The following is a 22,308-nucleotide window of genomic DNA, read 5'->3' as shown; positions in this document are numbered from 1 at the left end:
CCGGGAGCACCTGGTGGCACGGGCGCCGGCGTGCGCGCGTGGCGGGTGTTCAGTGTCCGGCGGTCTCCAGCACGGAGGCCGGTTCGACGGGGTCGGGCTCGGCCGCGGCGGTGGCGAGCTGCTGGGCGCGGCGTTTGGTCGGGATCACCAGGGCGGCGACTCCGGCGAGGGCCACGACCGCGGAGCCGGTGACCAGGGCGGGCCGCAGTCCGTCCACGAAGGCCTGGCCGGACTCGTAGCCGCCCTGGGCGGCGAAGATCGACGCCATGATCGCGACGCCGAGTGCGCCGCCCACCTCGCGCAGGGCGTTGTTGGCGCCGGAGGCGATGCCCTGCTCCTGCGGGAGGACGCTGGACATGACCAGGTTGGCGGCCGGGGCGAAGTACAGCGCCATGCCGATGCCGCTGATCACCAGGGCGGGCAGCTGGGCGCCGTAGGAGGCGTGGGCGGTGGCCACGACGGCCATCCAGCCGAGGCCGAGGGACTGGAGGAAGAGGCCGGCGGCAACGACCGGGCGGCCGCCGATACGGTCGGACAGGATGCCGGCGATCGGTGCGACGAGCATCGGCATACCGGTCCAGGGGAGCATCCTCAGGCCCGCCTCGGTGGGCGAGTAGCCGAGTACGCCCTGCATGTACTGGCTGAGCAGGAAGATCGACCCGAACATCCCGAGGAACATCAGCAGGCTCGCCGCGTTGATGCCGGCGAAGGCCCGGGAGCGGAACAGCCGCATCGGGAGCATGGGGTTCTTGGCGCGGGTGCTGTAGAGCACGAACCCGGTGAGCAGCACACCGCCGGCGAGGAGTCCGGTCAGGACGAGGGCGCTGGACCAGCCGTCGGCGGGCCCGCGGACCAGCCCGTAGACGATGCCGAAGAGGCCGCCGCTGGCGAGCAGGGTGCCGGGGACGTCGAGCGGGGCTCCGGAGCCGTGGGACTCGGCGAGGCGCAGCCTGGCGAGCGGCAGGAGGGCGAGGCCGAGCGGGACGTTCAGCCAGAAGATCCAGTGCCAGGACACGTGCTCGGTGAGGCTGCCGCCGATGAGGGGCCCGGAGGCGACGGCCAGTCCGTTGACGGCGCCCCATATGCCGTAGGCCATGCCGCGTTTGGCGACGGGGACGGCGGCGGTCAGCAGGGTCAGGGTGAGGGGCATCATGATCGCCGCGCCGACGCCCTGGACCGCGCGGGCGGCGATCAGGGAGTCGATGCCGGGTGCCATGGCCGCGGCGGCGGAGGCGCCGGTGAAGACGGTGAGGCCGACGAGGAAGAGCCGGCGGCGCCCGAACCGGTCGCCGAGCGCGGCGCCGAACATCAGCAGGACCGCGAAGGTGAGCGTGTAAGCGCTCACGGTCCATTCGAGGTCGTCCAGCGCCCCGCCGAGGTCCTTGCGGATGGAGGGCAGGGCGGTGGTGACGACGAGGTTGTCCAGGGCCGCCATGAACCCGGCGACGCTGGTGATGACGAGGGCCCAGACGGCTCCCCCGCGACGTTCTGGCTGCTCTGACATCGCTCTCCCAAAGGGCGATCGGTACCCATGATTAGTTATTGATGACTAACTTTCACGCTCATGAAAAACCACGGCAGACACCTCTTGCCGCTCCCCGCTACTTCTCCAGCCGGCCGGTCATCCGGGCCGAGGGATACAACCCTTCCCAGACCCGGTGCTCGGGCGGGAAACCCATGGCCGCCAGGGTGTTGATAAGCATTCCGTACGCCAGGAAGGTCGTGGTCTCGTTCACGTCCGACCCCAGCGGCTCGTGCACGACCTCCCAGAGCCTCATCCAGGCATCCCGTACGACCTCGCCGAACTCATGGTTGCCCTCCGTCTCGGCGGCGGCGACCGCGGTGTACGACTGCAACTGCATCTGGAGCTTCTCGGGATACTCCGTGATGAGCCGCACGTAGGCGTTGGCCATGGAATGCAGGGCGTCCTCGCCCCGCAGCCCCTCGGCCGCCTCCTGCACGACCTGGCGCACATCCTCGGCGCACCGCAGCGAGGCCGCGGCGAAGATCGCCTTCTTGCCCGGGAAGAGCCGGAAGAGATACGGCTGCGAGACCCCGACGCGCTGGGCGATCGCCTCGGTGGAGGTGCCGTAGTACCCGCGCTGCGCGAACTCCTTGATCGCCGCGCGAACGACGCTCTCGCGCCTCTCCTCTGCGCTCATCCTGACCATGCGACTAAGTTAGTGCTCAATCACTAACCAGGTCAAGAGGCGACACGCCATCACCCGGCACCTTCCACCCACCCCGCCCGTTCACATCGGTAGGGGACCATCCACACGTAAGAGGCGCCCTCCATAGAGAACGCCCCTTACCCCCAGTCCCTACGTCGGCACCCGGCACCCGCTCCGGCACCCGGTCGGCCGCTCAGGCCAGCCGCACGACCGCCCGGGACATGCCCAGCACCTTCTGGCCGGCGCTGGTCGCCGTGAGGTCGACGCGGACCGTGTTGTCGTCGAGCTTGACCGCGACCTTGCCGCTGACCTCGATGACCGCGCCCTGGTCGTCGTTCGGGACGACGACGGGCTTGGTGAAGCGGACGCCGTACTCGACGACCGCGCCCGGGTCGCCGGCCCAGTCGGTGACCACGCGGACCGCCTCGGCCATGGTGAACATGCCGTGCGCGATGACGTCCGGCAGCCCGACCTCCCGGGCGAACTTCTCGTTCCAGTGGATCGGGTTGAAGTCCCCGGAGGCGCCCGCGTACTGAACGAGCGTGGCACGGGTCACGGAGAAGGTCTGGGCCGGCAGTTCGGTGCCGACCTCGATGTCGTCGTACGCGATCTTCGCCGTCATGTCAGCCCTCCGCCGCCGCACGGGATACGAGTTTGGTCCAGGCGGTCACGACGTGCTCGCCGGTCTCGTCGTGGACCTCACCGCGGATGTCCAGGATGTCGTTGCCCGCCATGGACTTGATCGCCTCGATGGTCGAGGTGACCGTGAGCCGGTCGCCGGCGCGTACCGGGCGGGTGTAGGCGAACTTCTGGTCGCCGTGCACCACACGGCTGTAGTCCAGGCCGAGCTGCGGGTCCTGGACGACCTGGCCCGCGGCCTTGAACGTGATCGAGAAGACGAAGGTCGGCGGGGCGATCACATCGGGGTGCCCGAGCGCCTTGGCGGCCTCCGGGTCCGTGTACGCGGGGTTAGCGTCGCGCACCGCTTCCGCGAACTCACGGATCTTCTCCCGGCCCACTTCATAGGGGTCGGTGGGCGGGTAGGACCGCCCCACGAAGGACTGGTCGAGCGCCATGGCCCGGCACCTCCTGATGGTTCTGCTGCTGTTTGGGGGACGTTCTGCGGGACCGTCCGCTGTCACGGGCGGCCCCGACAGAACGACGCGAGGCCGCCCCCAGAATTCGGGGACGGCCTCGTGTACGAGCCTGATTTATCGCGTTTCGCGGTGCGCGGTGTGCGCATTGCAACGCGGGCAGTGCTTCTTCATCTCCAGTCGGTCCGGGTTGTTACGCCGGTTCTTCTTGGTGATGTAGTTCCGCTCCTTGCACTCCACGCAGGCCAGCGTGATCTTCGGGCGGACGTCGGTGGCAGCCACAGGAGTGCTCCTTGACGAACGGATGGGACTGAACGCATAACAGAGTAGCCGATCGAAGGACCGACCCCGCAATCGGCTACTGTCAGTAGCGGTGACCGGACTTGAACCGGTGACACAGCGATTATGAGCCGCTTGCTCTACCGACTGAGCTACACCGCTGTGATGCGATCGGATCCCGCCTTGCGACGGGAACCTCACACACCAGAGCCCCAATACGGAATCGAACCGTAGACCTTCTCCTTACCATGGAGACGCTCTACCGACTGAGCTATTGGGGCGAGCGATGAAGACATTACACGCTCGCCCGCCGTTCGCCCAAATCCATTTCGCGGCATCACCGCGGCCCGTTCCACGGCCTTCCCGACGGCCTCACGAGCCCCTTCCGCACGGCTGACCACACCGGTACGACTATTGCGCTCCTCCGCGCCGCGAGCGGATCACCGTCCTACGCTCGACTCACTCTGCGTGATCTTGCGCCCCCTTGCGCAGCCCGAGTCCCGAGCCCCCTGGAGCGCGCGATGCCCGACAGTCAACCGCAGCCGTCCCCCTCGCCGTCGGGGCCGTCGGGTTCATCGGGTTCGTCCGGTTCATCGGGTTCGCCGGGGTCCGCCGACCCGGCCGCGCTCCTGTTGTGCGGCGCCCGGCTGACCGACGGCCGGACCGTGGACGTACGGCTGGACGGCGGCCGTATCGAGGCGGTCGGCACGGCGGGGAGTCTGGCGACGGGCGGCACGCACGCGTGCGGCTCGCGGGTGGACCTCAACGGCTATCTCCTGCTTCCGGCTCCGGTCGAACCGCACGCGCACAGCGACACCGCTCTGTCGGCCGAGGGCGGCGGACCGGTGTCGTACGACGCGGAGGACGTCCAGCGCCGGGCCACGGAGGCCGCGCTGCTGCAACTCGGCCACGGGGCGACGACGCAGCGGGCGCACGTGCGCGTGGGGGACGTCCAGGGGCTCGGCGCGCTCACCGCCGTGCTGCGAGCGCGCCGGGCGTTGCGGGGGCTGGCGGAGCTGACGACGGTGGCGATGCCCCGGCTGCTGACCGGGGTGGCCGGCGCGGACGGGCTGGCGGTGCTGCGGGACGCGGTGAAAATGGGTGCCTCCGTAGTGGGCGGTTGTCCCGATCTGGATCCCGATCCGACGGGTTACGTGGAGGCGGTTCTCCAGGTCGCGTCCGAACACGGCTGCCCTGTCGATCTGCACACCGACGCGATGGAGCCGGCGCGTTTCGCCCGGCTCGTGGCCGTGGCGGGCGGGATGGGCGCCGGGGTGGCGTTCGGCCCGTGCGGGGGCCTCGGGCGGCTGCCGGTCGAAGTGGTCCAGCGGACGGCGGACCAACTCGCGGCGGCCGACGTCACGGTGATGTGCCTGCCGCAGGGCGGCTGCGGGGCCGTCGACCGGCGGGGCACGGCTCCGGTACGGCTGTTGCGGGCCGCCGGGGTGCGGGTCGCGGCGGGCAGCGGTGCCCTGCGTGACATGTCCAACCCGGTGGGACGCGCGGACCCGTTGGAGGCGGCGTACCTGCTGGCGTCCCGCCACGGGCTGCGGCCGGAGGACGCGTACGACACGGTGAGTTCGTCGGCACGGGCGGCGCTCGGGCTGCCCGAGGTGCGCGTGGAAGCCGGTTTCCCGGCCGAACTGCTCGCCGTACGCGGCGAACGGCTCGCGGGCGCGCTGTCGCTCGCGTACAGCCGGATCGTGGTGCACAAGGGGCGAGTGGTGGCGCGGACCAGCGCGGTACGGGAGTACTGCACCTCCGCGGCCGGGGCGGAGTTGGGGCTTCCTCGGCAGGGGCGCGGGGAGTTGTCGTGAGGTGCGTGTCGCGAGGTGCTGTCGGGAAGTGCGTGCCGTGAGGTGCATGTCGTGAGGTGCATGTCGTGAGGTGCGTGGCCGGTCGGATGTGAGCGGGTGGCAGGGGGATGCGCTCGGTGGGGCGCGCGATGGATCTTCGTGCGCCCGGCTCGTGCACCCGCGCCACGTGTGCGCATGGGTGGGACGCGCCCGTAGTCGTGCGGCGCGTGGGGCCGTCCGGGCGTACGGTCGAAGACATGCGCATTGTCATCGCTGGAGGTCATGGTCAGATCGCGTTGCGGCTTGAGCGGCTGCTCTCCGCGCGCGGTTACGAAGTCGCGGGGCTCATCCGCCGCGCCGAACAGGGCGACGCCCTGCGGGAGGCCGGTGCCGAGCCCGTTCTGCTCGACCTGGAGTCCGCCACGGTCGAGGAGGTCGCGGCGCGGCTGGAGGGCGCGGACGCGGCCGTCTTCGCGGCGGGCGCGGGCCCGGGCAGCGACGCGGCCCGCAAGGACACGGTGGACCGGGGCGCGGCCGTGCTGTTCGCGGACGCGGCCGTCCGGGCGGGTGTACGGCGCCATGTGGTCGTCTCCTCGATGGGCGCGGACGCGGCGCACCAGGGGGACGAGATCTTCGACGCGTATCAGCGCGCCAAGGGCGAGGCCGACGACCACGTTCGGGGCCTGGACGCCCTGGACTGGACGATCCTGCGCCCCGGCGCGCTGACGGACGACGCCGGGACGGGGCTCGTACGCCTGGAGGCCCACACGGGTCGCGGGCCGGTGCCGCGCGACGATGTGGCCGCCGTCCTCGCGGAGTTGGTGGACACGCCGGCGACCGCGGGTCTGACGCTGGAACTGGTCGGTGGTTCGACGCCGGTGTCCGTGGCAGTGAAGTCGGTGGCGGGGAACTGAGCCCACGCGCGGGCCGACCGGGGGTGCGTTGACCGGGCATGGCAACTGCCACGGCAACTGTCACGCGCCACGCGCCACCGGTCGGGCGGTCAGGCGGTCTGAGGCAGGCACTGGATCGGTCCGGGGCAGGGGCCGGACGGTCGGCGAGGCGTCGTGGAGTGGCCCAGGTTCCGTGCCAGCGACGGGAGTTCTAGAACAGGGGCATCTGGCCGGGGAAGTCAGGCACCACATACCCGTCCAACGCGGGCTGGGCCGCCCCGAGTTCCGCCTGGCGGCGTGAGCCCGGGCAGGAGACGAGTCCCCCGCTCTTCCGCGCGGCCGGCGGATCGTGTCGCGCGAACCGCCCCGCGACCACGGCGATTTCACGACGGCACTCGGGACAACTCCTGCGACGCGACGACATACGACCAGTGTGCCCCGGGGCCGTCCGTGCCTACCGGAGCCCCCAGCGCTGCGCCGGGGCTCCGCTGTGTGCCGGGGGATCCGAGTGCGCCAGGGCGCGCTCGGATCCCCCGCCGACTGGTCAACTGTGGGAGACGGTAAGGCCGTAGAAGGCGACCCGGGCGCCCTTGGTGGTGCTGTCGGAGGAGGACTGGTTGTACGAGCCTGCCTTGAAGTACTGCTTGTAGGCGTCGAAGGACGACGGGATGGCGTAGTGCGTGGTGGTTCCGTTGACCGTGAGGTCGATGGTGTGGCCGCCCGAGACGCCGATCGTGTAGCTCCAGGTCTTGCCGATCGCCACGTGGCCGACGGTGTGCGCTGTCTGGCCTCCGGAGGGCGAGTTCTCCGTGCCGAGGACGATGTCGCCGTTGGAGTGGTAGTACAGCTCCAGCAGCGGCTTGGTGGACGAGCCGCCGGTGCCGAGGTGGATCTGGCCGACGCAGACGTTCGAGGTGACGGATACGACCCTCAGCGTGGCGTTCAGCCGATGCGTGCCGCTGAGCGACCAGTCGGCGGCGGAACCGCTGCGGTTCATTTCCCGCAGTTCGGAGCGCGCGTAGTTCGAGTTCGGCGTGGTGACGCCCTTTTCCGGCGCCCAGAAGGTCATCGCTCCGTCACGGGTGTCCGTGTAGAAGTACGAGTCCTGGAAGCCGTCGGCCCCCTGGAGACGGGAGGACGAGATGGTCGTCGGCGAGCCCGGGGAGCCCACCGGCTCCTGGAGTTGCCACACCGACAGGTCGAAGTTCCCGCCGGGCGCGACGGACGGGTCCGCCAGCGGCGAGGCGATGACGTGGGGGGATGCGGCGGGCGCCGCGAGGGCGGGACCGCTCATGACGGCGGTCACGGTGAGGGTAGCCAGAGCGGTGAGCAGCGTACGCATGCGCATGGGGGTGCCTGCCTGTCGGCTCGATGGACGGGGGTGGCGACGCACGTGCCTCTCTACCGTTGTCCATACATGTGAACTCCGTATGCAAGCATGAACAAACGGTGTCGCGACAGTAGGACCGTGACGCGATCACGTCAAGGCTGGATACAGAGGCCGCCCTGAGATGTCCGGAAACGCCGAAGAGGTCTGTGATCAGCATTCCTGCTGATCACAGACCTCTTCGATCATGTGGCGGCGCCAGGGTTCGAACCTGGGTAGGCTAAGCCGGCAGATTTACAGTCTGCTCCCTTTGGCCGCTCGGGCACACCGCCAGGGTTGCTGCCTCTCGAACCGCTTTTCGGCGGTACTCCGTGGCAACGACGTAAACGATACCCGATGCGCGGGGGTGCTTCGCCACCCGATTGATCTGCGCTCGGAGCGGAGGGGGTGGCTAGGCTTATGCGGATGCGGCCCGGGACCGACACCGGGTTCGGCGGCAGCCCCCACCCGCCGGTACGCACCTCACACGCACCCGGACACAAGGAGCCACAGGACATGGCCGACTCCAGTTTCGACATCGTCTCGAAGGTCGAGCGGCAGGAGGTCGACAACGCCCTCAACCAGGCCGCCAAGGAGATCTCCCAGCGCTACGACTTCAAGGGCGTGGGAGCCTCGATCGCGTGGTCCGGCGAGAAGATCCTGATGGAGGCGAACTCCGAGGAGCGCGTCAAGGCGGTCCTCGATGTCTTCCAGTCCAAGCTGATCAAGCGCGGCATCTCGCTGAAGGCGCTGGACGCCGGCGAGCCCCAGCTCTCGGGCAAGGAGTACAAGATCTTCGCGTCGATCGAGGAGGGCATCTCCCAGGAGAACGCGAAGAAGGTGGCGAAGATCATCCGTGACGAGGGTCCGAAGGGCGTGAAGGCCCAGGTGCAGGGTGACGAGCTGCGCGTCAGCTCGAAGAACCGTGACGACCTGCAGGCCGTGATCGCCCTCCTCAAGGGCAGGGACTTCGACTTCGCGCTGCAGTTCGTGAACTACCGGTAGCTCCAGCTGTACCGGTGGGCTCACGGTCGGCTCGCTACGAGCGGTGCCGGTGCGGGAGAGGGCGGGTACCCCGGGGTATCCGCCCTCTCCCGCGTGCTGCCCGCTCCCCGCTGCTTGCCGAACTGGGCGCTCAGTTGCGCGAGTTGCCGAACAGGAGGCGGTACAGGATGAGGAGAACGAGCGCGCCGCCTATCGCCGAGACCCAGGTCGCGCCGTCATAGAAGTGCTTGGCGACCGGGTGGTCCAGCCAACGGGCCGATATCCAGCCCCCTATGAACGCACCCGCGACACCGATGAGGGTCGTACCGATGAAGCCGCCGGGATCGCGACCCGGCAGCAGGATTTTGGCGATGGCTCCGGCCAACAGTCCCAGGATGATCCAACTGATGATGCCCATGCCGTGAACCTGCCCTCTCACGCTGTGCCTGTGCTGTCCCGGCACTGTGGATCACGTCCGGTCAGGCTGTGGATGTGGAACTCGCGACGCGCTTGCTCGTTGTGTGGCTGCCGCGGGCTCTTCGTGTGTCTGCCGCGCGCTTGTCCGTGTGCGCGGCGGGCTTGTGGGACCCGCGCGCTTGGCCGTCTGGTGTTGGTTTGTGTCTTCGTCGCTTCCGCCGCGTCGATGGTCAGGACGTCGGGAAGGCGCGTGGTGGTTGCGGGGGCGGGCCAGCCGGGGTGACGAGGGGTGGGCGTGCCGGGTCGGGGCGCCGGGGTCGTCGCCGTACAGAGGCCGAGACCGAGCGGGCCTTGGTAAGAGTCATGTGCTTCGCTTCCGCCTTTCCGGTGGGAGCTCGGAGCATGAAGTCCGGTGTGCTGGGCGGGAGTTGTGGGACCGCGAGGGCGTACATGTCAGCAGCTGCTCGTTCTCTGTCATGGCTTCATGATGCGGCGCGCCACTGACAATCGGGCCGGCCTGTGGACAACTCGGCGGTTGTGGAAACGGCGGTTGCCCGTACGCGGTTCATACGGCGAGAACGGTGTGCGCCGCGGCGCGAGCGCGGGTGACGGACATGCAGGTGAGGTGGCCATCGACGCGACGATCGACGAGCGGCGTGGGGAGTTGGGAGTCAGGAGTTCCTCGGAGGTCGAGCCGGGTTTCCGCTGCGCCCTGGGGAAGGCCGTGAACAGAACCGGCTGATACTTCGGTGCCGGCCTCGCAGCCCTGGACGACTATCCGCGACGGCGCCGCTCTTCCTGGGCCACCGGGTGCCCGGCGCGGACGGCGGACCGGTGCCGGGCCACGCGCACACGGGCGGTCGCCCGGCACTCGTGCGTCCTCTGCGGGGCACCACTCACCGACGTCTCGGACGCCTTGTCAAAAGTCTCTTAAGGTAGCCGTCGTCCTACCGGGTCTGCTCGGCGTGCGACGGCAGGACGTACTTCGGTGCCCTCACCGCCGCGTCCCGTCAGCGGCCGGCGAACGGCTGGTCCGTACGCACGATTTCGCGGCCCAACGGGAGCAGCGAGACGGGGATGAGTTTGAAGTTGGCGATGCCGAACGGGATGCCGATGATCGTGATGCACATGGCGATGCCGGTCACGATGTGCGCCAGGGCGAGCCACCAGCCGGCGAGGACCAGCCAGAGGACGTTGCCCACGCAGGAGGGGGCGCCGGCGTCACGGCGCTCGATCGTCGTGTACCCGAAGGGCCACAGGGCGTAGACGCCGATTCGGAACGCGGCGAGGCCGAACGGGATGCCGATGACGGTGATGCAGAGCAGCGCGCCCGCGAGCAGGTATGCGAGGAAGAGCCAGAAGCCGCTCAGGACGAGCCAGATGACGTTCAGGATGGTTTTCACTGCGGGTGACCTGCCATCTTCTCTAGCCGGGCGATGCGCTCCGCCATGGGCGGATGGGTCGAGAACATCTTGGAGAGTCCCTGGCCCGGGCGGAAAGGGTTCGCGATCATCATGTGGCTCGCGGTCTCGATGCGCGGCTCCGGGGGCAGCGGGAGCTGCTTGGTGCCGATGTCGAGCTTGCGCAGCGCGCTCGCCAGGGCGAGCGGGTCGCCGGTGAGCTGGGCGCCGGACGTGTCGGCCTCGTACTCCCGGGAGCGGCTGATCGCCAGCTGGATGAGGCTGGCGGCGAGGGGGCCCAAGATCATGATCATCAGCATGCCCAGGATGCCGGGTCCGTCGTCGTCGCTCGAGCGGCCGATCGGGATGAGCCAGGCGAAGTTGACGAGGAACATGATCACGGAGGCCAGGGCGCCGGCTACCGACGAGATGAGGATGTCGCGGTTGTACACGTGGCTGAGTTCGTGTCCGATGACACCGCGCAGCTCTCGTTCGTCCAGGAGTCGCAGGATGCCTTCCGTGCAGCACACGGCTGCGTTGCGCGGGTTGCGGCCCGTCGCGAAGGCGTTGGGCGCCTCGGTGGGCGAGATGTACAGGCGGGGCATGGGCTGCCGTGCCTGGGTGGAGAGGTCGCGGACCATGCGGTAGAGCGCCGGTGCCTCGAATTCGCTTACCGGGCGGGCGCGCATCGCGCGTAGCGCCAGCTTGTCGCTGTTCCAGTACGCGTACGCGTTCGTGCCCAGCGCTACCAGGACCGCTACGACGAGGCCCGTGCGGCCGAAGAAGCTGCCGATGCCGATGATGAGTGCGGACAGTCCACCGAGGAGTACTGCTGTCCTGAGCCCGTTGTGCCGGCGGTGCACGGTACGCCCTCCAAGTCGTGCAGCAGGGGAATCCTTTGCTTGCTGATCGGTGATGTCACCGGCTGGGTGATGCCACGTCCAGTGGAACCTCCCGTACTGGTCAACGCCAGGCGAGGGGTGCTAGTTCCCTCGCGGGTGCGGCGCCGAGTGGCGTACGTCCGGGTGAAGGCGCTGGTGAGGGCACGCGCGCGTGCCGTCCGCGTGCCGCACGCGCGTGGCCGTAGGGAGTGCCGGGTGGTTCAGAACAGTCCGGTGCCGGCGAAGCGCAGGACCAGCTGCGGTGCCCCGGAGAGGACGACACCGAGGACCCCCGTCAGGGCGAGCGCGGCGGTGAGGGGGGCGGGGACGCGGTGCTTGAGCGTCTGCGTCTCGGGGGTGCGGAACAGCATCGCCGTCCACCGGAGGTAGTAGAAGAGCGCGATCACGACGTTGACGGCCATGACGACGGCGAGCCAGCCGAGTCCCGCGTCGACGGCCGCGGAGAACACGGTGACCTTGGCGAAGAGGCCGATGATGCCCGGGGGCAGGCCCGCCAGGCAGAGCAGGAAGAAGGCCAGGAGCAGCGCGGCGGCCGGATTCGACGCGTAGAGGCCCCGGTAGTCGCTGATCCGGTTGAGGGACCTGGTACGGCCCACGAGCGCGGCCACCGCGAACGCACCCAGGTTCACGGCGCCGTACATGAGGGCGTAGGCGACCGTGGAACCGATCGTCTTCTGGGCATCCTTTGTGTACGCGGCTGCGGCGATCGGCACCAGGAGGTAGCCGGCCTGGCCCACGGAGGACCAGGCGAGGAGCCGTACCGCGCTGTACGCGCGCGTGGTCTGCTGACGGAGCGCGCCGACGTTGCCGATGGTCATGGTGAGGGCGGCCAGTGCGGCGAGTGCCGGGCCCCAGACGTCGGCGTAGGACGGGAAGGCGACGACCGTGACGAGGATCAAGCCGGAGAAGCCGACTGCCTTGCCGACGACGGACAGGTAGGCGGCGATCGGAAGAGGGGCCCCTACGTAGGTGTCCGGTACCCAGAAGTGGAAGGGGACGGCGGCCGTCTTGAAGGCGAAGCCGACGAGGGTGAGGACGACGCCGGTCTGGGCGAGGGCGTGGAACTGGCCGTCGACGTGCTGGATGCGACTGGCGACCTGGGTGAGGTAGAGGGTGCCCGTGGTGGCGTAGACGAAGCTGATGCCCATGAGGCTCACCGCGGTCGCGGTGACCGAGGACAGGAAGAACTTGAGTGCCGCCTCGGAGGACCTCCGGTCGCCGTGCCGGATGCCCACCAGGGCGAACGCGGGCAGGGAGGCGACTTCCAAGGCGACGATCAGGGTCGCGAGATCGCGGGAGGCGGGCAGCAGGGCGGCACCGGCGGCGGAGCACAGCAGCAGGAACCAGAACTCCCCTTCCGGGACCTGCCTGTTGGCGTCCTTGAGGGCGGTGACCGAAAGGAGGGCCGCGAGGAGGGCGCCGCCGAGGACGAGGAACTGGATGACGAGGGTGAAACGGTCGGCCGCGTAACTGCATGCCTCCGGGTGGCCGGTCAGGCAGAAAGTGGTGCGGTCGCCGTCCAGGAGGGGCAGCAGCGTCAGGGCCGCGACGGTCAGCCCCCCGACCGACACCCAGCCGAGGAGGGCCTTCCTGGCATCCGGGAGGAACAGGTCGGCCACGAGGACGGCGAGGCCGACGGCCGCGGTGACGGTGGGCGGTGCGATGGCGAGCCAGTCGACGGACTGGACCACGGAGTGGGCCGGGGAGCTCATCGGGTGCCTCCTGCGAGGAGCTGCTGGACGGCCGGGTCGCTGAGGCCGAGAAGTGCCTTCGGCCACAGGCCGGCGGCGACGGTGAGGGCGACCAGCGGGGTCCAGGCCGCGAACTCGTACACCTGGACGTCGGCCAGCCGCGGGCCTCCATGCGGAGGGCTGCCCATGCAGACGCGGCGCACCACGACGAGCAGGTACGCGGCCGTCAGCAGGGTGCCGAGGGCCGCGACGGCCATGAAGGTGAGGAAGGCGGGGCGGTTGAGGCCGGCGGCGGGCTCGAACGCGCCGAACAGCGCCAGCATCTCGCCCCAGAATCCGGCGAGGCCGGGCAGTCCGAGCGAGGCGACGGCGGCGAAGGCGAGCAGGCCGCCGAGGCGCGGCGCCTTGCCGTAGAGGGCGGCGCCGGTCTCGTCGGCCAGGGTGTCGAGGTCGGTGGTGCCGGTGCGGTCCTTGAGGGCGCCGACCAGGAAGAAGAGGAGGCCGGTGATGAGGCCGTGGGCGATGTTGGCGAACAGCGCGCCGTTCACCCCGGTGGGGGTCATCGTCGAGATGCCGAGCAGGACGAAGCCCATGTGACCGACGGAGGAGTAGGCGATGAGGCGCTTGAGGTCGCCCTTCGCACCCCGCTTGGCGAGCGCCAGACAGGCCAGGGATCCGTAGATGATCCCGACGACGGCGAAGGCCGCGAGGTAGGGAGCGAAGGTGTGCATGCCGTCGGGGGCGACCGGCAGCAGGATGCGTACGAAGCCGTACGTGCCCATCTTCAGCAGGACGCCGGCCAGCAGGACCGAGCCGACGGTGGGCGCGGCGGTGTGGGCGTCGGGCAGCCAGCTGTGCAGCGGCCACATCGGCGTCTTGACCGCGAGCCCGATCCCGACCGCCAGTACGGCGATGACCTGCACGGATGTGGTCAGCGACCGGCCGTTGTCAGTGGCGAGTGCCACCATGTCGAATGTGCCCGCCTTGATTCCGATCAGGAGCAGGCCGAGCAGCATGACGACGGAGCCGAGCAGTGTGAAGAGGATGAACTTCCAGGCGGCCTGGGTCCGTCGTTCACCGCCCCAGCTGGCGATGAGGAAGTACATCGGGATGAGGACCGTCTCGAAGGCGAGGAAGAACAGGATCAGGTCCAGAGCGGCGAAGGTGGTGAGGGTGCCGGACTCCAGGACGAGCAGCAGGGCGACGAATGCCTTCGGGGACGGGCCCGGTGGCATCTTGAAGTAGGAGTAGAGCGCGCAGAGGAAGGTCAGCAGCGCGGTCAGGACCAGCAGGGGGAGCGAGATGCCGTCGATGCCGAGGTGGATGCGCACGTCAAGTGCGGGGATCCAGCTGATGTCCGTCGTGGCCTGCATCTTCGACGGATGGTCGTGGTCGAAGCCGAGCGCGAGGACGATCGCTGCGACGAGGATCGCGCCGCTCACCGTCACACCGTGCCGCAGTACGGCCTGCTCCGGTGACTTCCCCTTCAGCCCGGGCGGGGCGGGCAGGAGAGCGGCGACGGCGCCGAGGAGCGGTCCGGCGACGACGAACGCGAGAAGGAACTGCATCACGGACGCCTTGATATCGATCACGCCTGCTCACGCTCCCGTGGCGACGAGGAGGGCGGCGACCGCCAGGACGACGGTGCCGGCGAGCAGCGCGCTCACATAGGTCTGCACATTGCCGGTCTGGGCCCGCCTGACGGCGGCTCCCAGGAGGCGGGGCAAGACGCCCGCGCCGTGTACGTAGGTGTCGACGACCTCGCGGTCGAGGAACCGGACGAGACCCGCCGCGGCCAGTACCGGGCGGACGAACAGCGCCGCGTACACGGCGTCCAGGTGGAAGCCGGTGGCCGCGTGGCGGTGCAGCGGGCCGAGCAGGAGACGGCCCGGGTCCGCCGGGTCGGGGGCTGAGGCCACATCACCGTAGGCGGGCGTGTGGCTGGCGATGGCCTCGGCCTCTACCAGTCCGGCGTCGCCCTCGGGGCGGGCCGCGACGGCGCCCATGGGTGTGGAGTCCGCGAGGGCGGTGGTCTGCCGCCAGACGCCGTAGGTGACGATGCCGCCGACGAGGGCGACGCCGGTTCCGAGGACGGAGGTGGTGAGCTCCGGGGTCAGGCCGCGGCCGTCGAACCAGTCGGGCAGCACGCGGTAGGCGAGTGCGCCGAGGGCGAGGGAGGGGACGGCGAGCACCCACAGGACGGCGTTCATCGCCACCGGCTGCCTGCCGTGGTCGGGGGCTTCGACGCCCCGCCCGTGGAAGGCGAGCAGCCACAGCCGCATCGCGTACGCGGCGGTCAGCAGGGCGGCGACCAGGCCGGCCACGAGGACGATCCAGCCCGCGGCACAGGGGATGCGCGCGCTGCCTCCGGTGGATGCGTGTTCGGCGGCGCCGAGGACGGACTCCTTGGAGAAGAAGCCGCTGAACGGCGGGATCGCGGCGAGCGCGAGAAGCGCCAAGGTCATCGTCCAGAAGGCGCTCGGGACGCGGGCGCGCAGATGGCCCATGCGGGACATGGCGGCCAGCGAGTTGGTGCCGGCGGCGTGGATGACCACACCGGCCGCGAGGAAGAGCAGCGCCTTGAAGGCGCCGTGGGACAGGAGGTGGAAGACGGCGGCTCCGCGGTCGCCGACGGCGAGGGCGCCGGTCATGTAGCCGAGCTGTCCGATCGTCGAGTAGGCGAGGACGCGCTTGATGTCGTCCTGGGCGAGCGCGGCGAGACCCGAACCGGTCATCGCGACGGCGGCCATGACGGCGAGGACGACCATCGCGGCCGAGGAGGTCTCGAAGACAGGGAGGAGGCGGGCGACAAAGTAGACACCGGCGGCGACCATCGTCGCGGCGTGGATCAGCGCGGAGACGGGGGTGGGGCCCGCCATCGCGTCGGGGAGCCAGGTGTGCAGCGGGAACTGCGCCGACTTGCCCGCCACACCGGCCAGGAGCAGCAGGGCGATAAGGGTCGGGTGGTGCAGGCCGCCGCTCGCGACGGTGTCCAGGACCTTGGTGATCCGGAAGGAGCCGGCGTCGGTGGCGAGCGCGAACAGGCCGATCAGGAAAGGGACATCGCCGAGTTTGGTGACGAGGAAGGCCTTGATGGAGGCGGCGCGTGCCTCCGGGGTCTCCCAGTAGTGGCCGACGAGGAAGTAGGAGCAGATGCCCATGACTTCCCAGCCGACCAGCAGCACGATCAGGTCGCCGGAGTAGACGACGAGGAGCATCGCGGAGGTGAAGAGGGAGACGAGCGCGGCGTACGACGGGTAGCGGGGGTCGTCGCGCAGATAGGCCGTCGAGTAGATCTGCACGCAGGTGGCGACGGTGCCGACCAGGACGGCGACGAGGGCGGCGAAGCCGTCGATGTGCAGGGCGAGTTCGACGGGGACGGAGCCGGTCGGCGTGAGCTCGGTGGCGGCGTCGACGGCGTGACCGCCGCCTTGGCGGACGGCGACGACCACGGTGAGGACGAACGCGGCGAGCGTCGGCAGGACGGCGAGCGGGCGGACGAATCCCGGGGCGGTACGGCCCAGGAGCAGGCCGGCCGCGGCGCCCAGGAACGGAAGGAGGGGGACGAGGACGGCGAGGGTGGTCGTGGTCACGCGGGGGCCTCGGCCTTCTCGGCCGCGGTGGGCCCGGTGTCGTCACGGTCGCCGTCGGGGCCTTCGGGACGGTCCGGGCCGTCAGGTTGGTGGTTCTCGGCGGTGTCGCGGAGCCGGTCGATGTCCGAGGTTCCGCGGTTGCGGTGGACGGCGAGGACGATCGCCAGACCGATGCCGATCTCCGCGGCGGCGATGGCGATGGTGAACAGGGTCAGGGCCTGGCCGGAGTGCAGCTTCTCCTCGGCGGTGCGGCTGAGCCAGACGTCGAAGGCGACCAGGTTGAGGTTGACGGCGTTGAGCATCAGCTCGACCGACATCAGGACGAGGATGGCGTTGCGACGGGCGAGAACGCCGTAGACGCCGGTACAGAAGAGGAGGGCGGAGAGCACCGCGGGATAGACGAGGTGCATCAACGGGCCCCTTCCTGCTCGCTCGGAGGGTTGCCCGCATCGGGACCCTTCCACCCGATCGGGTGATTACGGGAATCCGGGACGGACGGGGAACTACCGGTCTCCGCTCGGGAGTTCACAGGGGGAGAGCTCGACTCCGCCTTCGCCTTGCGGGACAGGACGATCGCGCCGACCAGTGCCGCGAGGAGGAGGACGGAGAGGGCTTCGAAGGGCAGGACCCAGTTCTGGAAGAGGCTGGCTCCGGTGGCGGCGGTGGAGCCGGCGGCCGGCCCGTCCAGGTCGATCCAGGTCGCGCGGAAGGCGTCGACGACGACCCAGACCAGGGCGGCCGCGGCGGCGACGGCGACCGTGAGGGCGGCCCAGCGGTTGCCGGAGTCGGCGTCCGGGGAGCGGCCGATGGGGGCCTTGGTGAGCATCAGACCAAAGAGGAGGAGGACGACGATGGAACCGACATAGATGAGGACTTGCACCCAGGCGATGAACTCGGCGGTGAGCAGGAGGTATTCGACGGCGAGACCACCGAGGGCCACCACGAGCCACAGGGCGGCGTGCACCAGCTGCCGGGTGGTGACGCTGACGAGGGCGGCGCCGAAGGTGACCAGACCGACGAGGAGAAAGGCGATCTCGACACCGGTCGGGGAGAGAAAGCCGTGAGGGTGGGCGGAGGCGATGGTTGCCGGGGCGGCGACGGCGACGGCGGGGATCACGGCTGTCCCTCCGTCGGCTCGGTCGGCTCCTTGGGCTGCGCGGGCTCGGTTGGCTTAGCAGGCTCGGTCGGCCTTGGGGGCTCGGACTGCTTTGCAGGGTGGGTCGGCCTTGCGGACGCGGTCGACTCCGCGGACGCGGCCAGCTCCGCAGGCGCAGACGACTTTGCAGGCTTGGTCGACTCCGCAGGCTTGGTCGACTCCGCAGGCTGGGTCGGCCTTGCAGGCTCGGTCGGCTCCGCGGGCTTGGCCTGAGCAGCGTCTGTGACCTGCGTGGCCTGGGGAGCGGGGGACGCCTGTGGGGCCGGCGGGGCCTGTGGCGCCTGTGCGGCCGCGAGCTTCTCGGCGGTTTTGCGGGCGGCGGTGATCTCCTTGGGTTCCTCCGCGCCGGGGTCGAGGGCGGGCGGGGCCGGAACGGTCCACATCCACTCGCGGAGCTTGTCCCGTTCGTGGGTGAGTTCATGGATATCGGTCTCGGCGTACTCGAACTCCGGTGACCAGAACAGGGCGTCGAAAGGACAGACCTCGATGCAGATACCGCAGTACATGCACAGGGCGAAGTCGATGGCGAACCGGTCGAGGACGTTGCGGCTGCGTTCACGGCCACCGGGGGCCGCCGCGGGGACCGTCTCCTTGTGGGAGTCGATGTAGATGCACCAGTCGGGGCACTCGCGGGCGCACAGCATGCAGACCGTGCAGTTCTCCTCGAACAGGCCGATGACTCCGCGGGTTCGGGGCGGGAGGTCGGGCTGGGTGTCCGGGTACTGCTGGGTGACGGTCTTCCTCGTCATCGTGCGGAGGGTGACGGCCAGGCCCTTGGCAAGGCCGGAGCCGGGAAACGGGGTCACTGGAGGAACACCACCTTCACGGTGCCGGTGACGGCGATCTGGCCGAGGGAGAGGGGAACGAGGAGGGTCCAGGAGAGCTTCTGCAACTGGTCCTCACGCAGACGGGGATAGGTGACGCGAAGCCAGATGACGACGAAGGCGAGGATCGCGGTCTTCAGCAGGGTCCAGACCCAGCCGAGGCCGTCAGCGCCCCACGGGCCGTGCCAGCCGCCCAGGAAGAGGACCGTGGTCAGGCCGCACAGGACGACGATTCCCGCGTACTCGGCGAGGAGGAAGAGGGCGAAGCGGAGACCGGTGTACTCGGTGTAGGCGCCGAAGATGATCTCCGAGTCGGCGACCGGCATGTCGAAGGGCGGCCGTTGCAGTTCCGCGAGGCCGGCGACGAAGAAGACGAGGCCACCGACGAGTTGCCAGGGCAGCCACCACCAGTGGAAGGCGTCGACGATGCCGGGCAGCGAGACCGTGCCGGCCGCCATTGCCACGGAGGCGGCGGTGAGCAGCATCGGGAGTTCGTAGGCGAGGAGTTGAGCGGCGGTGCGCAGGCCGCCGAGGAGGGAGAACTTGTTGGCGGAGGCCCAGCCGGCCATGAGGGAGCCGAGGACTCCGATGCCCATGACGGCGAGGACGAAGAAGATGCCGGCGTCCAGCACCTGGCCGACGGCGCCCTCGCCCGGGCCGATGGGAATGGCGAGGAGGACGAGCAGATACGGGAGAAGAGCCACGGCGGGGGCGAGTTGGAAGACACGGCGGTCGGCGTCCGCCGGGACGATGTCCTCTTTCTGCACGAACTTCACGCCGTCGGCGACGAGTTGGGCCCAGCCGTGGAATCCGCCGGCGTACATGGGACCGAGGCGGCCCTGCATGTGGGCCATCACCTTGTGCTCGGTCTGGCCGACGATCAGAGGGAAGGTGAGGAAGACGACGAAGACGATCAGAAGGCGCAGGGTGACGTCGAGCGCGTCGTTCACTGCGAGCCTCCTGTAGGGGTGTCATCCGGCCGGGGCGGGGGCGGGGATTTGGGGGGAACTCTCGGGGTGGGGTCGGGAGCGGTTGCACGACGGGGTTCGGGGCGGTCGTCGGCGGGCGTCGCAGGTGCGCTGACGTCTTGATCGGGGGCGTCTGGGTCAGTCGCCCCCGGGTCGGTCGCCTGCGGTTCAGTCACCTCGGGTTCAGTCACCTCTGGAGCAGTCGTCTCCGGGTCGGTCGTCTCCGGGTCAGTCGCCTCCGGCTCAGTCACATTCGGGTCAGTCAGCTCGGGGTCGGTCACCTCGGGGCCGGTCTCGTCCGGGGTGGTCGCCTCTGCGCCCGTCGCGTTTCGGTTGGCGTCGTCCAAGGAGCCCTGCGCCGACGGTTCCTCAGTGACGGCCTTACCGGTGGGCGGCGGTTCCTCCGAGGGCGGTTCCTCCGTAGAAGGTTCCTCCGTGGGAGGTTCACCGGTCTGCGGGCGGTCGGCGGTTTTGGGCTCGTCGAAGGCCGGGCGGGCATGGTGCCAGGGGGCGTCCGGACGGCGGGGAGTCGTGGAGGGCGTCGGGGTGGTGGGTTCCGGTGCCTGGCCGCGTTGGGAGGCCGAGCCGGCGGACGCGCTGCGGGCGCGGCGTGGGCCGGATGGAGGTGTCGGCGTCCGGCCCTCTGCCACTGGCAATTGGCGCTCCGCCGGGGGGACTTGAGTCCCGGGCGCCGCGGACTGCACTTCGGGCGCGGGAGTCTGACTCGCCGAACCCTCGCTCGCGCTTCGAGCACGGCGGGGACCGGTCGGGGGCGTCGCGGGGGCGCTTTCCGGGGTCGGGGGTTGGCCTGCCGAGCCCTCTGAGGCTGCGCGGGTGCGGCGGGCCGGGCGGTCGGCCGGTGACCGGGTGGGGCGGTCACCCGGGGTTCGGGGTGCGCCGCGGGCGGGGCGGGCGGGGGCCGGCGGGAGTTGGCCCTTGAGGGGGCCCCATTCGTTCGGGTCGGGGACGCCCGGGGGAAGCATCTGGCGGCGCTTGGTGCCGCCGTGGTCCGACTCGCCGGGTTCCTTCGCGCCGGGCCACGCCTTGGCGACGCGGGCGGCCAGGACGAAGTCCTTGCGCAGCGGGTGGCCTTCGAAGGTCTCAGGGAGGAGGAGGTGGTCCAGAGCGGGGTGGCCCTCGAAGAGGACGCCGAACATCTCGTGCGTCTCGCGTTCGTGCCAGGCGGCACCGGCGTAGACGTCCACGGCGGAAGGGAGGGCCGGGGTTTCGTGCGGGACCGTCGTACGTACGAGAAGACGGCGGACCGGTGACAGGGCCGCGAGGTGGGCCGAGACGCGGAAGCCCGTGCCCGGTTCGTCGACCGCGCTCAACCAGTCGAAATAGGTGCAGCCCAGGTCGTCGCGGGCGGTACGCAGGGCAGCGAGCCAGGAGGTGGGCGGTACGTCGACGGTCAGGAGGTCGTAGGAGTGCTCGGCGGTGGCGTCCGTACCGAAGAGTTCCTCGGCGGAAGCGGGCAACCAGCCGACGGCGGTCATCGGGCTGCACCTGAAGCGGGGCCCGAGTCCGTTCCGGCGTCCGCAGCCGAGTCGGTGTCCGAGTTTGAAGTCGAAGCCTCATTCGTGTCCGGGGCCGAAGTCGCACCCGCGCCCCTGCTGTCGGTTTCGTCCCCGTCCACGCCGTCGGTCCCGTCTGTCGGGTCATCCGCCGGTGCCCGTAGCAAGCCGCTCTCCAGCTCACTCACGGATGCTCGCCGGGTCGTTCCGTAGCGCTCGTTCAGGGACTCTCGGGCGATCTTCTCCTGGAGTTTGAGGATCCCCTGGAGGAGGGCTTCGGGACGGGGCGGGCAGCCCGGGACGTAGACGTCGACCGGGATGATCTGGTCGACGCCCTTGGTGACGGAGTAGGAGTCCCAGTACGGGCCGCCGCAGTTGGAGCAGGCGCCGAAGGAGATGACGTACTTGGGCTCGGGCATCTGCTCGTAGAGGCGCCTGACGGCCGGGGCCATCTTGTCGGTGACCGTGCCGGAGACGACCATCAGGTCCGCCTGGCGCGGGCCCGGCGCGAAGGGGATGACGCCGAGGCGGATGAAGTCGTGGCGGGCCATCGACGCGGCGATGAACTCGATCGCGCAGCAGGCGAGGCCGAAGTTGAAGACCCAGAGCGAGTAGCGGCGGCCCCAGTTGAGGACGACCTTCATCGGCTCGGGGGCGAGGCGGGCGAGCGCGCCGAGCCGTTGCGGCTCCGAGAGGTCGACGGGGGCCGAGGCGGCGCGGGGCGTGGGGGTCACGTCCATGTCAGGACGCCCTTCTTGTATGCGTACAGCAGGCCCACGGTCAGGAAGCCGAGGAAGACGAACATCTCGACGAGGGTCGTCGCGCCGTAGCCCGGCGCGGCGAAGACCGTGGCCCAGGGGAAGAGGAAGATCGAGTCGACGGCGAAGATGACGTACAGGAAGGCGTACACGTAGTAGCGGACCTGGGTGTGGGCCCAGCCCTCGCCGACGGGGTCGACTCCGCACTCGTAGGTCAGGAGCTTTTCGGGGGTGGGGACGACCGGGCGCAGCAGGCGGCCCGCGCCGAAGGCGACGGCGACGAAGAGCACGCCGACGACGGTGAGCAGGCCCACGACCGAATAGGACCGGAAATAGTCCGCGGCGACCACGACGGTCGGCTCCCGCAACGTCTGCCCCAACGTCTCCGGCAACGTCCGCCCCTTACTCCCTGGCTACTGGCTACTGACCGCTGTCCGCGTGGTTCATGGGATCGCTGTGCACCCTGATGCGTCGATCTGTACGCACGGGAGTCTAGGCCCTG

General features: G+C 69.9%; 23 protein-coding genes and 3 tRNA genes. 3 read left to right on the top strand and 23 right to left on the bottom strand.

All coding sequences use genetic code 11. The features are described 5' to 3' along the window. Positions 1 to 49: 49 nt before the first annotated feature. From ABZT12_RS12710 to ABZT12_RS12680, 7 genes are all read right to left on the bottom strand, one after another. Positions 50 to 1,504, bottom strand: coding sequence for an MFS transporter (locus ABZT12_RS12710; RefSeq protein ID WP_356381785.1), 1,455 nt, complete (start codon positions 1,502 to 1,504; stop codon positions 50 to 52). A 97-nt stretch (positions 1,505 to 1,601) separates the two neighbouring features. Next, the gene (locus ABZT12_RS12705; protein WP_356381782.1) at positions 1,602 to 2,171 is read right to left on the bottom strand and encodes a helix-turn-helix domain-containing protein; all 570 of its coding nucleotides are present in this window, start codon (positions 2,169 to 2,171) and stop codon (positions 1,602 to 1,604) included. Positions 2,172 to 2,364: 193 nt separating this feature from the next. Further along, complete coding sequence (locus ABZT12_RS12700) at positions 2,365 to 2,793, bottom strand: MaoC family dehydratase (protein WP_356381779.1); 429 nt, start codon at positions 2,791 to 2,793, stop codon at positions 2,365 to 2,367. Position 2,794: 1 nt separating this feature from the next. Continuing rightward, positions 2,795 to 3,247, bottom strand: coding sequence for a MaoC family dehydratase N-terminal domain-containing protein (locus tag ABZT12_RS12695; protein WP_356381776.1), 453 nt, complete (start codon positions 3,245 to 3,247; stop codon positions 2,795 to 2,797). Positions 3,248 to 3,382: 135 nt separating this feature from the next. Next, on the bottom strand, positions 3,383 to 3,547 hold the full coding sequence (gene rpmG, locus ABZT12_RS12690) for a 50S ribosomal protein L33 (protein ID WP_003948671.1): 165 nt from the start codon (positions 3,545 to 3,547) through the stop codon (positions 3,383 to 3,385). An 86-nt stretch (positions 3,548 to 3,633) separates the two neighbouring features. Next, positions 3,634 to 3,706 (bottom strand) — tRNA-Met (locus ABZT12_RS12685). Positions 3,707 to 3,752: 46 nt separating this feature from the next. Further along, positions 3,753 to 3,825 (bottom strand) — tRNA-Thr (locus tag ABZT12_RS12680). Between the two features lie 240 nt (positions 3,826 to 4,065). Between ABZT12_RS12680 and ABZT12_RS12675 the strand changes: the two genes are divergently transcribed. Both ABZT12_RS12675 and ABZT12_RS12670 read left to right on the top strand, forming a co-directional pair. Continuing rightward, positions 4,066 to 5,361 (top strand): amidohydrolase family protein, encoded by a 1,296-nt coding sequence (locus tag ABZT12_RS12675; protein ID WP_356381773.1) that lies wholly within the window; start codon positions 4,066 to 4,068, stop codon positions 5,359 to 5,361. Between the two features lie 236 nt (positions 5,362 to 5,597). Then, complete coding sequence (locus ABZT12_RS12670; RefSeq protein ID WP_356381770.1) at positions 5,598 to 6,254, top strand: SDR family oxidoreductase; 657 nt, start codon at positions 5,598 to 5,600, stop codon at positions 6,252 to 6,254. A gap of 190 nt (positions 6,255 to 6,444) precedes the next feature. Here the strand turns inward: ABZT12_RS12670 and ABZT12_RS12665 are convergent, their stop codons facing one another. From ABZT12_RS12665 to ABZT12_RS12655, 3 genes are all read right to left on the bottom strand, one after another. Beyond that, positions 6,445 to 6,657: a hypothetical protein gene (locus ABZT12_RS12665; protein ID WP_356381766.1), complete on the bottom strand. Its 213-nt coding sequence runs from the start codon at positions 6,655 to 6,657 to the stop codon at positions 6,445 to 6,447. A 120-nt stretch (positions 6,658 to 6,777) separates the two neighbouring features. After that, positions 6,778 to 7,581 carry a polysaccharide lyase family 7 protein gene (locus ABZT12_RS12660; RefSeq protein ID WP_356381763.1) on the bottom strand — a complete coding sequence of 268 codons (804 nt, stop codon included), beginning with the start codon at positions 7,579 to 7,581 and terminating at the stop codon, positions 6,778 to 6,780. Positions 7,582 to 7,810: 229 nt separating this feature from the next. After that, positions 7,811 to 7,892 (bottom strand) — tRNA-Tyr (locus ABZT12_RS12655). Between the two features lie 223 nt (positions 7,893 to 8,115). On the opposite strand from ABZT12_RS12655, the gene ABZT12_RS12650 reads away from it, so the two are divergent. Next, positions 8,116 to 8,604, top strand: a complete 489-nt coding sequence (locus tag ABZT12_RS12650) for a YajQ family cyclic di-GMP-binding protein (protein WP_356381760.1) — start codon at positions 8,116 to 8,118, stop codon at positions 8,602 to 8,604. A gap of 130 nt (positions 8,605 to 8,734) precedes the next feature. On the opposite strand, the gene ABZT12_RS12645 is transcribed toward ABZT12_RS12650, so the two are convergent. From ABZT12_RS12645 to ABZT12_RS12585, 13 genes are all read right to left on the bottom strand, one after another. Beyond that, entirely contained in the window at positions 8,735 to 9,001 is a 267-nt protein-coding gene (locus ABZT12_RS12645) for a GlsB/YeaQ/YmgE family stress response membrane protein (protein WP_356381757.1), read from the bottom strand. 1,009 nt (positions 9,002 to 10,010) lie between these two features. Then, entirely contained in the window at positions 10,011 to 10,403 is a 393-nt protein-coding gene (locus tag ABZT12_RS12640) for a YccF domain-containing protein (RefSeq protein ID WP_356381754.1), read from the bottom strand. Beyond that, a complete protein-coding gene (htpX, locus tag ABZT12_RS12635; RefSeq protein WP_356381751.1) occupies positions 10,400 to 11,263 on the bottom strand; it encodes a zinc metalloprotease HtpX in 864 nt (287 codons plus the stop codon). The genes ABZT12_RS12640 and htpX overlap by 4 nt, the downstream gene beginning before the upstream one ends. 239 nt (positions 11,264 to 11,502) lie before the next feature. Further along, positions 11,503 to 13,014, bottom strand: coding sequence for an NADH-quinone oxidoreductase subunit N (locus ABZT12_RS12630; RefSeq protein ID WP_356381748.1), 1,512 nt, complete (start codon positions 13,012 to 13,014; stop codon positions 11,503 to 11,505). Continuing rightward, positions 13,011 to 14,585 (bottom strand): NADH-quinone oxidoreductase subunit M, encoded by a 1,575-nt coding sequence (locus ABZT12_RS12625; RefSeq protein ID WP_356381745.1) that lies wholly within the window; start codon positions 14,583 to 14,585, stop codon positions 13,011 to 13,013. Before ABZT12_RS12625 ends, ABZT12_RS12630 begins: the two co-directional genes overlap by 4 nt. 6 nt (positions 14,586 to 14,591) lie before the next feature. Next, positions 14,592 to 16,586, bottom strand: a complete 1,995-nt coding sequence (locus ABZT12_RS12620; protein WP_356381742.1) for an NADH-quinone oxidoreductase subunit L — start codon at positions 16,584 to 16,586, stop codon at positions 14,592 to 14,594. After that, entirely contained in the window at positions 16,583 to 16,996 is a 414-nt protein-coding gene (nuoK, locus tag ABZT12_RS12615; RefSeq protein ID WP_356381739.1) for an NADH-quinone oxidoreductase subunit NuoK, read from the bottom strand. The genes ABZT12_RS12620 and nuoK overlap by 4 nt, the downstream gene beginning before the upstream one ends. Further along, positions 16,996 to 17,703 (bottom strand): NADH-quinone oxidoreductase subunit J, encoded by a 708-nt coding sequence (locus ABZT12_RS12610; protein ID WP_356381736.1) that lies wholly within the window; start codon positions 17,701 to 17,703, stop codon positions 16,996 to 16,998. The genes nuoK and ABZT12_RS12610 overlap by 1 nt, the downstream gene beginning before the upstream one ends. After that, the gene (locus ABZT12_RS12605) at positions 17,700 to 18,548 is read right to left on the bottom strand and encodes a 4Fe-4S binding protein (RefSeq protein WP_356381734.1); all 849 of its coding nucleotides are present in this window, start codon (positions 18,546 to 18,548) and stop codon (positions 17,700 to 17,702) included. The genes ABZT12_RS12610 and ABZT12_RS12605 overlap by 4 nt, the downstream gene beginning before the upstream one ends. Continuing rightward, entirely contained in the window at positions 18,545 to 19,516 is a 972-nt protein-coding gene (locus ABZT12_RS12600) for a complex I subunit 1 family protein (RefSeq protein WP_356381732.1), read from the bottom strand. The genes ABZT12_RS12605 and ABZT12_RS12600 overlap by 4 nt, the downstream gene beginning before the upstream one ends. Then, positions 19,513 to 21,030, bottom strand: coding sequence for an NADH-quinone oxidoreductase subunit C (locus ABZT12_RS12595; RefSeq protein ID WP_356381729.1), 1,518 nt, complete (start codon positions 21,028 to 21,030; stop codon positions 19,513 to 19,515). The genes ABZT12_RS12600 and ABZT12_RS12595 overlap by 4 nt, the downstream gene beginning before the upstream one ends. Next, positions 21,027 to 21,788, bottom strand: coding sequence for an NADH-quinone oxidoreductase subunit B family protein (locus tag ABZT12_RS12590; protein WP_356381726.1), 762 nt, complete (start codon positions 21,786 to 21,788; stop codon positions 21,027 to 21,029). Before ABZT12_RS12590 ends, ABZT12_RS12595 begins: the two co-directional genes overlap by 4 nt. Further along, complete coding sequence (locus tag ABZT12_RS12585; protein WP_356381903.1) at positions 21,779 to 22,174, bottom strand: NADH-quinone oxidoreductase subunit A; 396 nt, start codon at positions 22,172 to 22,174, stop codon at positions 21,779 to 21,781. The genes ABZT12_RS12590 and ABZT12_RS12585 overlap by 10 nt, the downstream gene beginning before the upstream one ends. Positions 22,175 to 22,308 lie beyond the last annotated feature (134 nt).

Source organism: Streptomyces sp. NPDC005423 (assembly GCF_040606415.1).
Lineage (GTDB): Bacteria > Actinomycetota > Actinomycetes > Streptomycetales > Streptomycetaceae > Streptomyces.
Note: the sequence above shows the minus strand (reverse complement) of the source record. Positions and strands in the feature narration are given on the sequence as shown.

Coding starts and splice junctions, on each gene's coding strand:
- ABZT12_RS12675 (WP_356381773.1), top strand. CDS start 4,066: ATGCCCGACAGTCAACCGCAGCCGTCCCCCTCGCCGTCGGGGCCGTCG.
- ABZT12_RS12660 (WP_356381763.1), bottom strand. CDS start 7,581: ATGCGCATGCGTACGCTGCTCACCGCTCTGGCTACCCTCACCGTGACC.
- ABZT12_RS12590 (WP_356381726.1), bottom strand. CDS start 21,788: ATGGACGTGACCCCCACGCCCCGCGCCGCCTCGGCCCCCGTCGACCTC.
- ABZT12_RS12630 (WP_356381748.1), bottom strand. CDS start 13,014: ATGAGCTCCCCGGCCCACTCCGTGGTCCAGTCCGTCGACTGGCTCGCC.
- ABZT12_RS12645 (WP_356381757.1), bottom strand. CDS start 9,001: ATGGGCATCATCAGTTGGATCATCCTGGGACTGTTGGCCGGAGCCATC.
- nuoK (WP_356381739.1), bottom strand. CDS start 16,996: ATGCACCTCGTCTATCCCGCGGTGCTCTCCGCCCTCCTCTTCTGTACC.
- ABZT12_RS12595 (WP_356381729.1), bottom strand. CDS start 21,030: ATGACCGCCGTCGGCTGGTTGCCCGCTTCCGCCGAGGAACTCTTCGGT.
- ABZT12_RS12650 (WP_356381760.1), top strand. CDS start 8,116: ATGGCCGACTCCAGTTTCGACATCGTCTCGAAGGTCGAGCGGCAGGAG.
- ABZT12_RS12710 (WP_356381785.1), bottom strand. CDS start 1,504: ATGTCAGAGCAGCCAGAACGTCGCGGGGGAGCCGTCTGGGCCCTCGTC.
- ABZT12_RS12700 (WP_356381779.1), bottom strand. CDS start 2,793: ATGACGGCGAAGATCGCGTACGACGACATCGAGGTCGGCACCGAACTG.
- ABZT12_RS12670 (WP_356381770.1), top strand. CDS start 5,598: ATGCGCATTGTCATCGCTGGAGGTCATGGTCAGATCGCGTTGCGGCTT.
- ABZT12_RS12665 (WP_356381766.1), bottom strand. CDS start 6,657: ATGTCGTCGCGTCGCAGGAGTTGTCCCGAGTGCCGTCGTGAAATCGCC.
- ABZT12_RS12705 (WP_356381782.1), bottom strand. CDS start 2,171: ATGGTCAGGATGAGCGCAGAGGAGAGGCGCGAGAGCGTCGTTCGCGCG.
- ABZT12_RS12695 (WP_356381776.1), bottom strand. CDS start 3,247: ATGGCGCTCGACCAGTCCTTCGTGGGGCGGTCCTACCCGCCCACCGAC.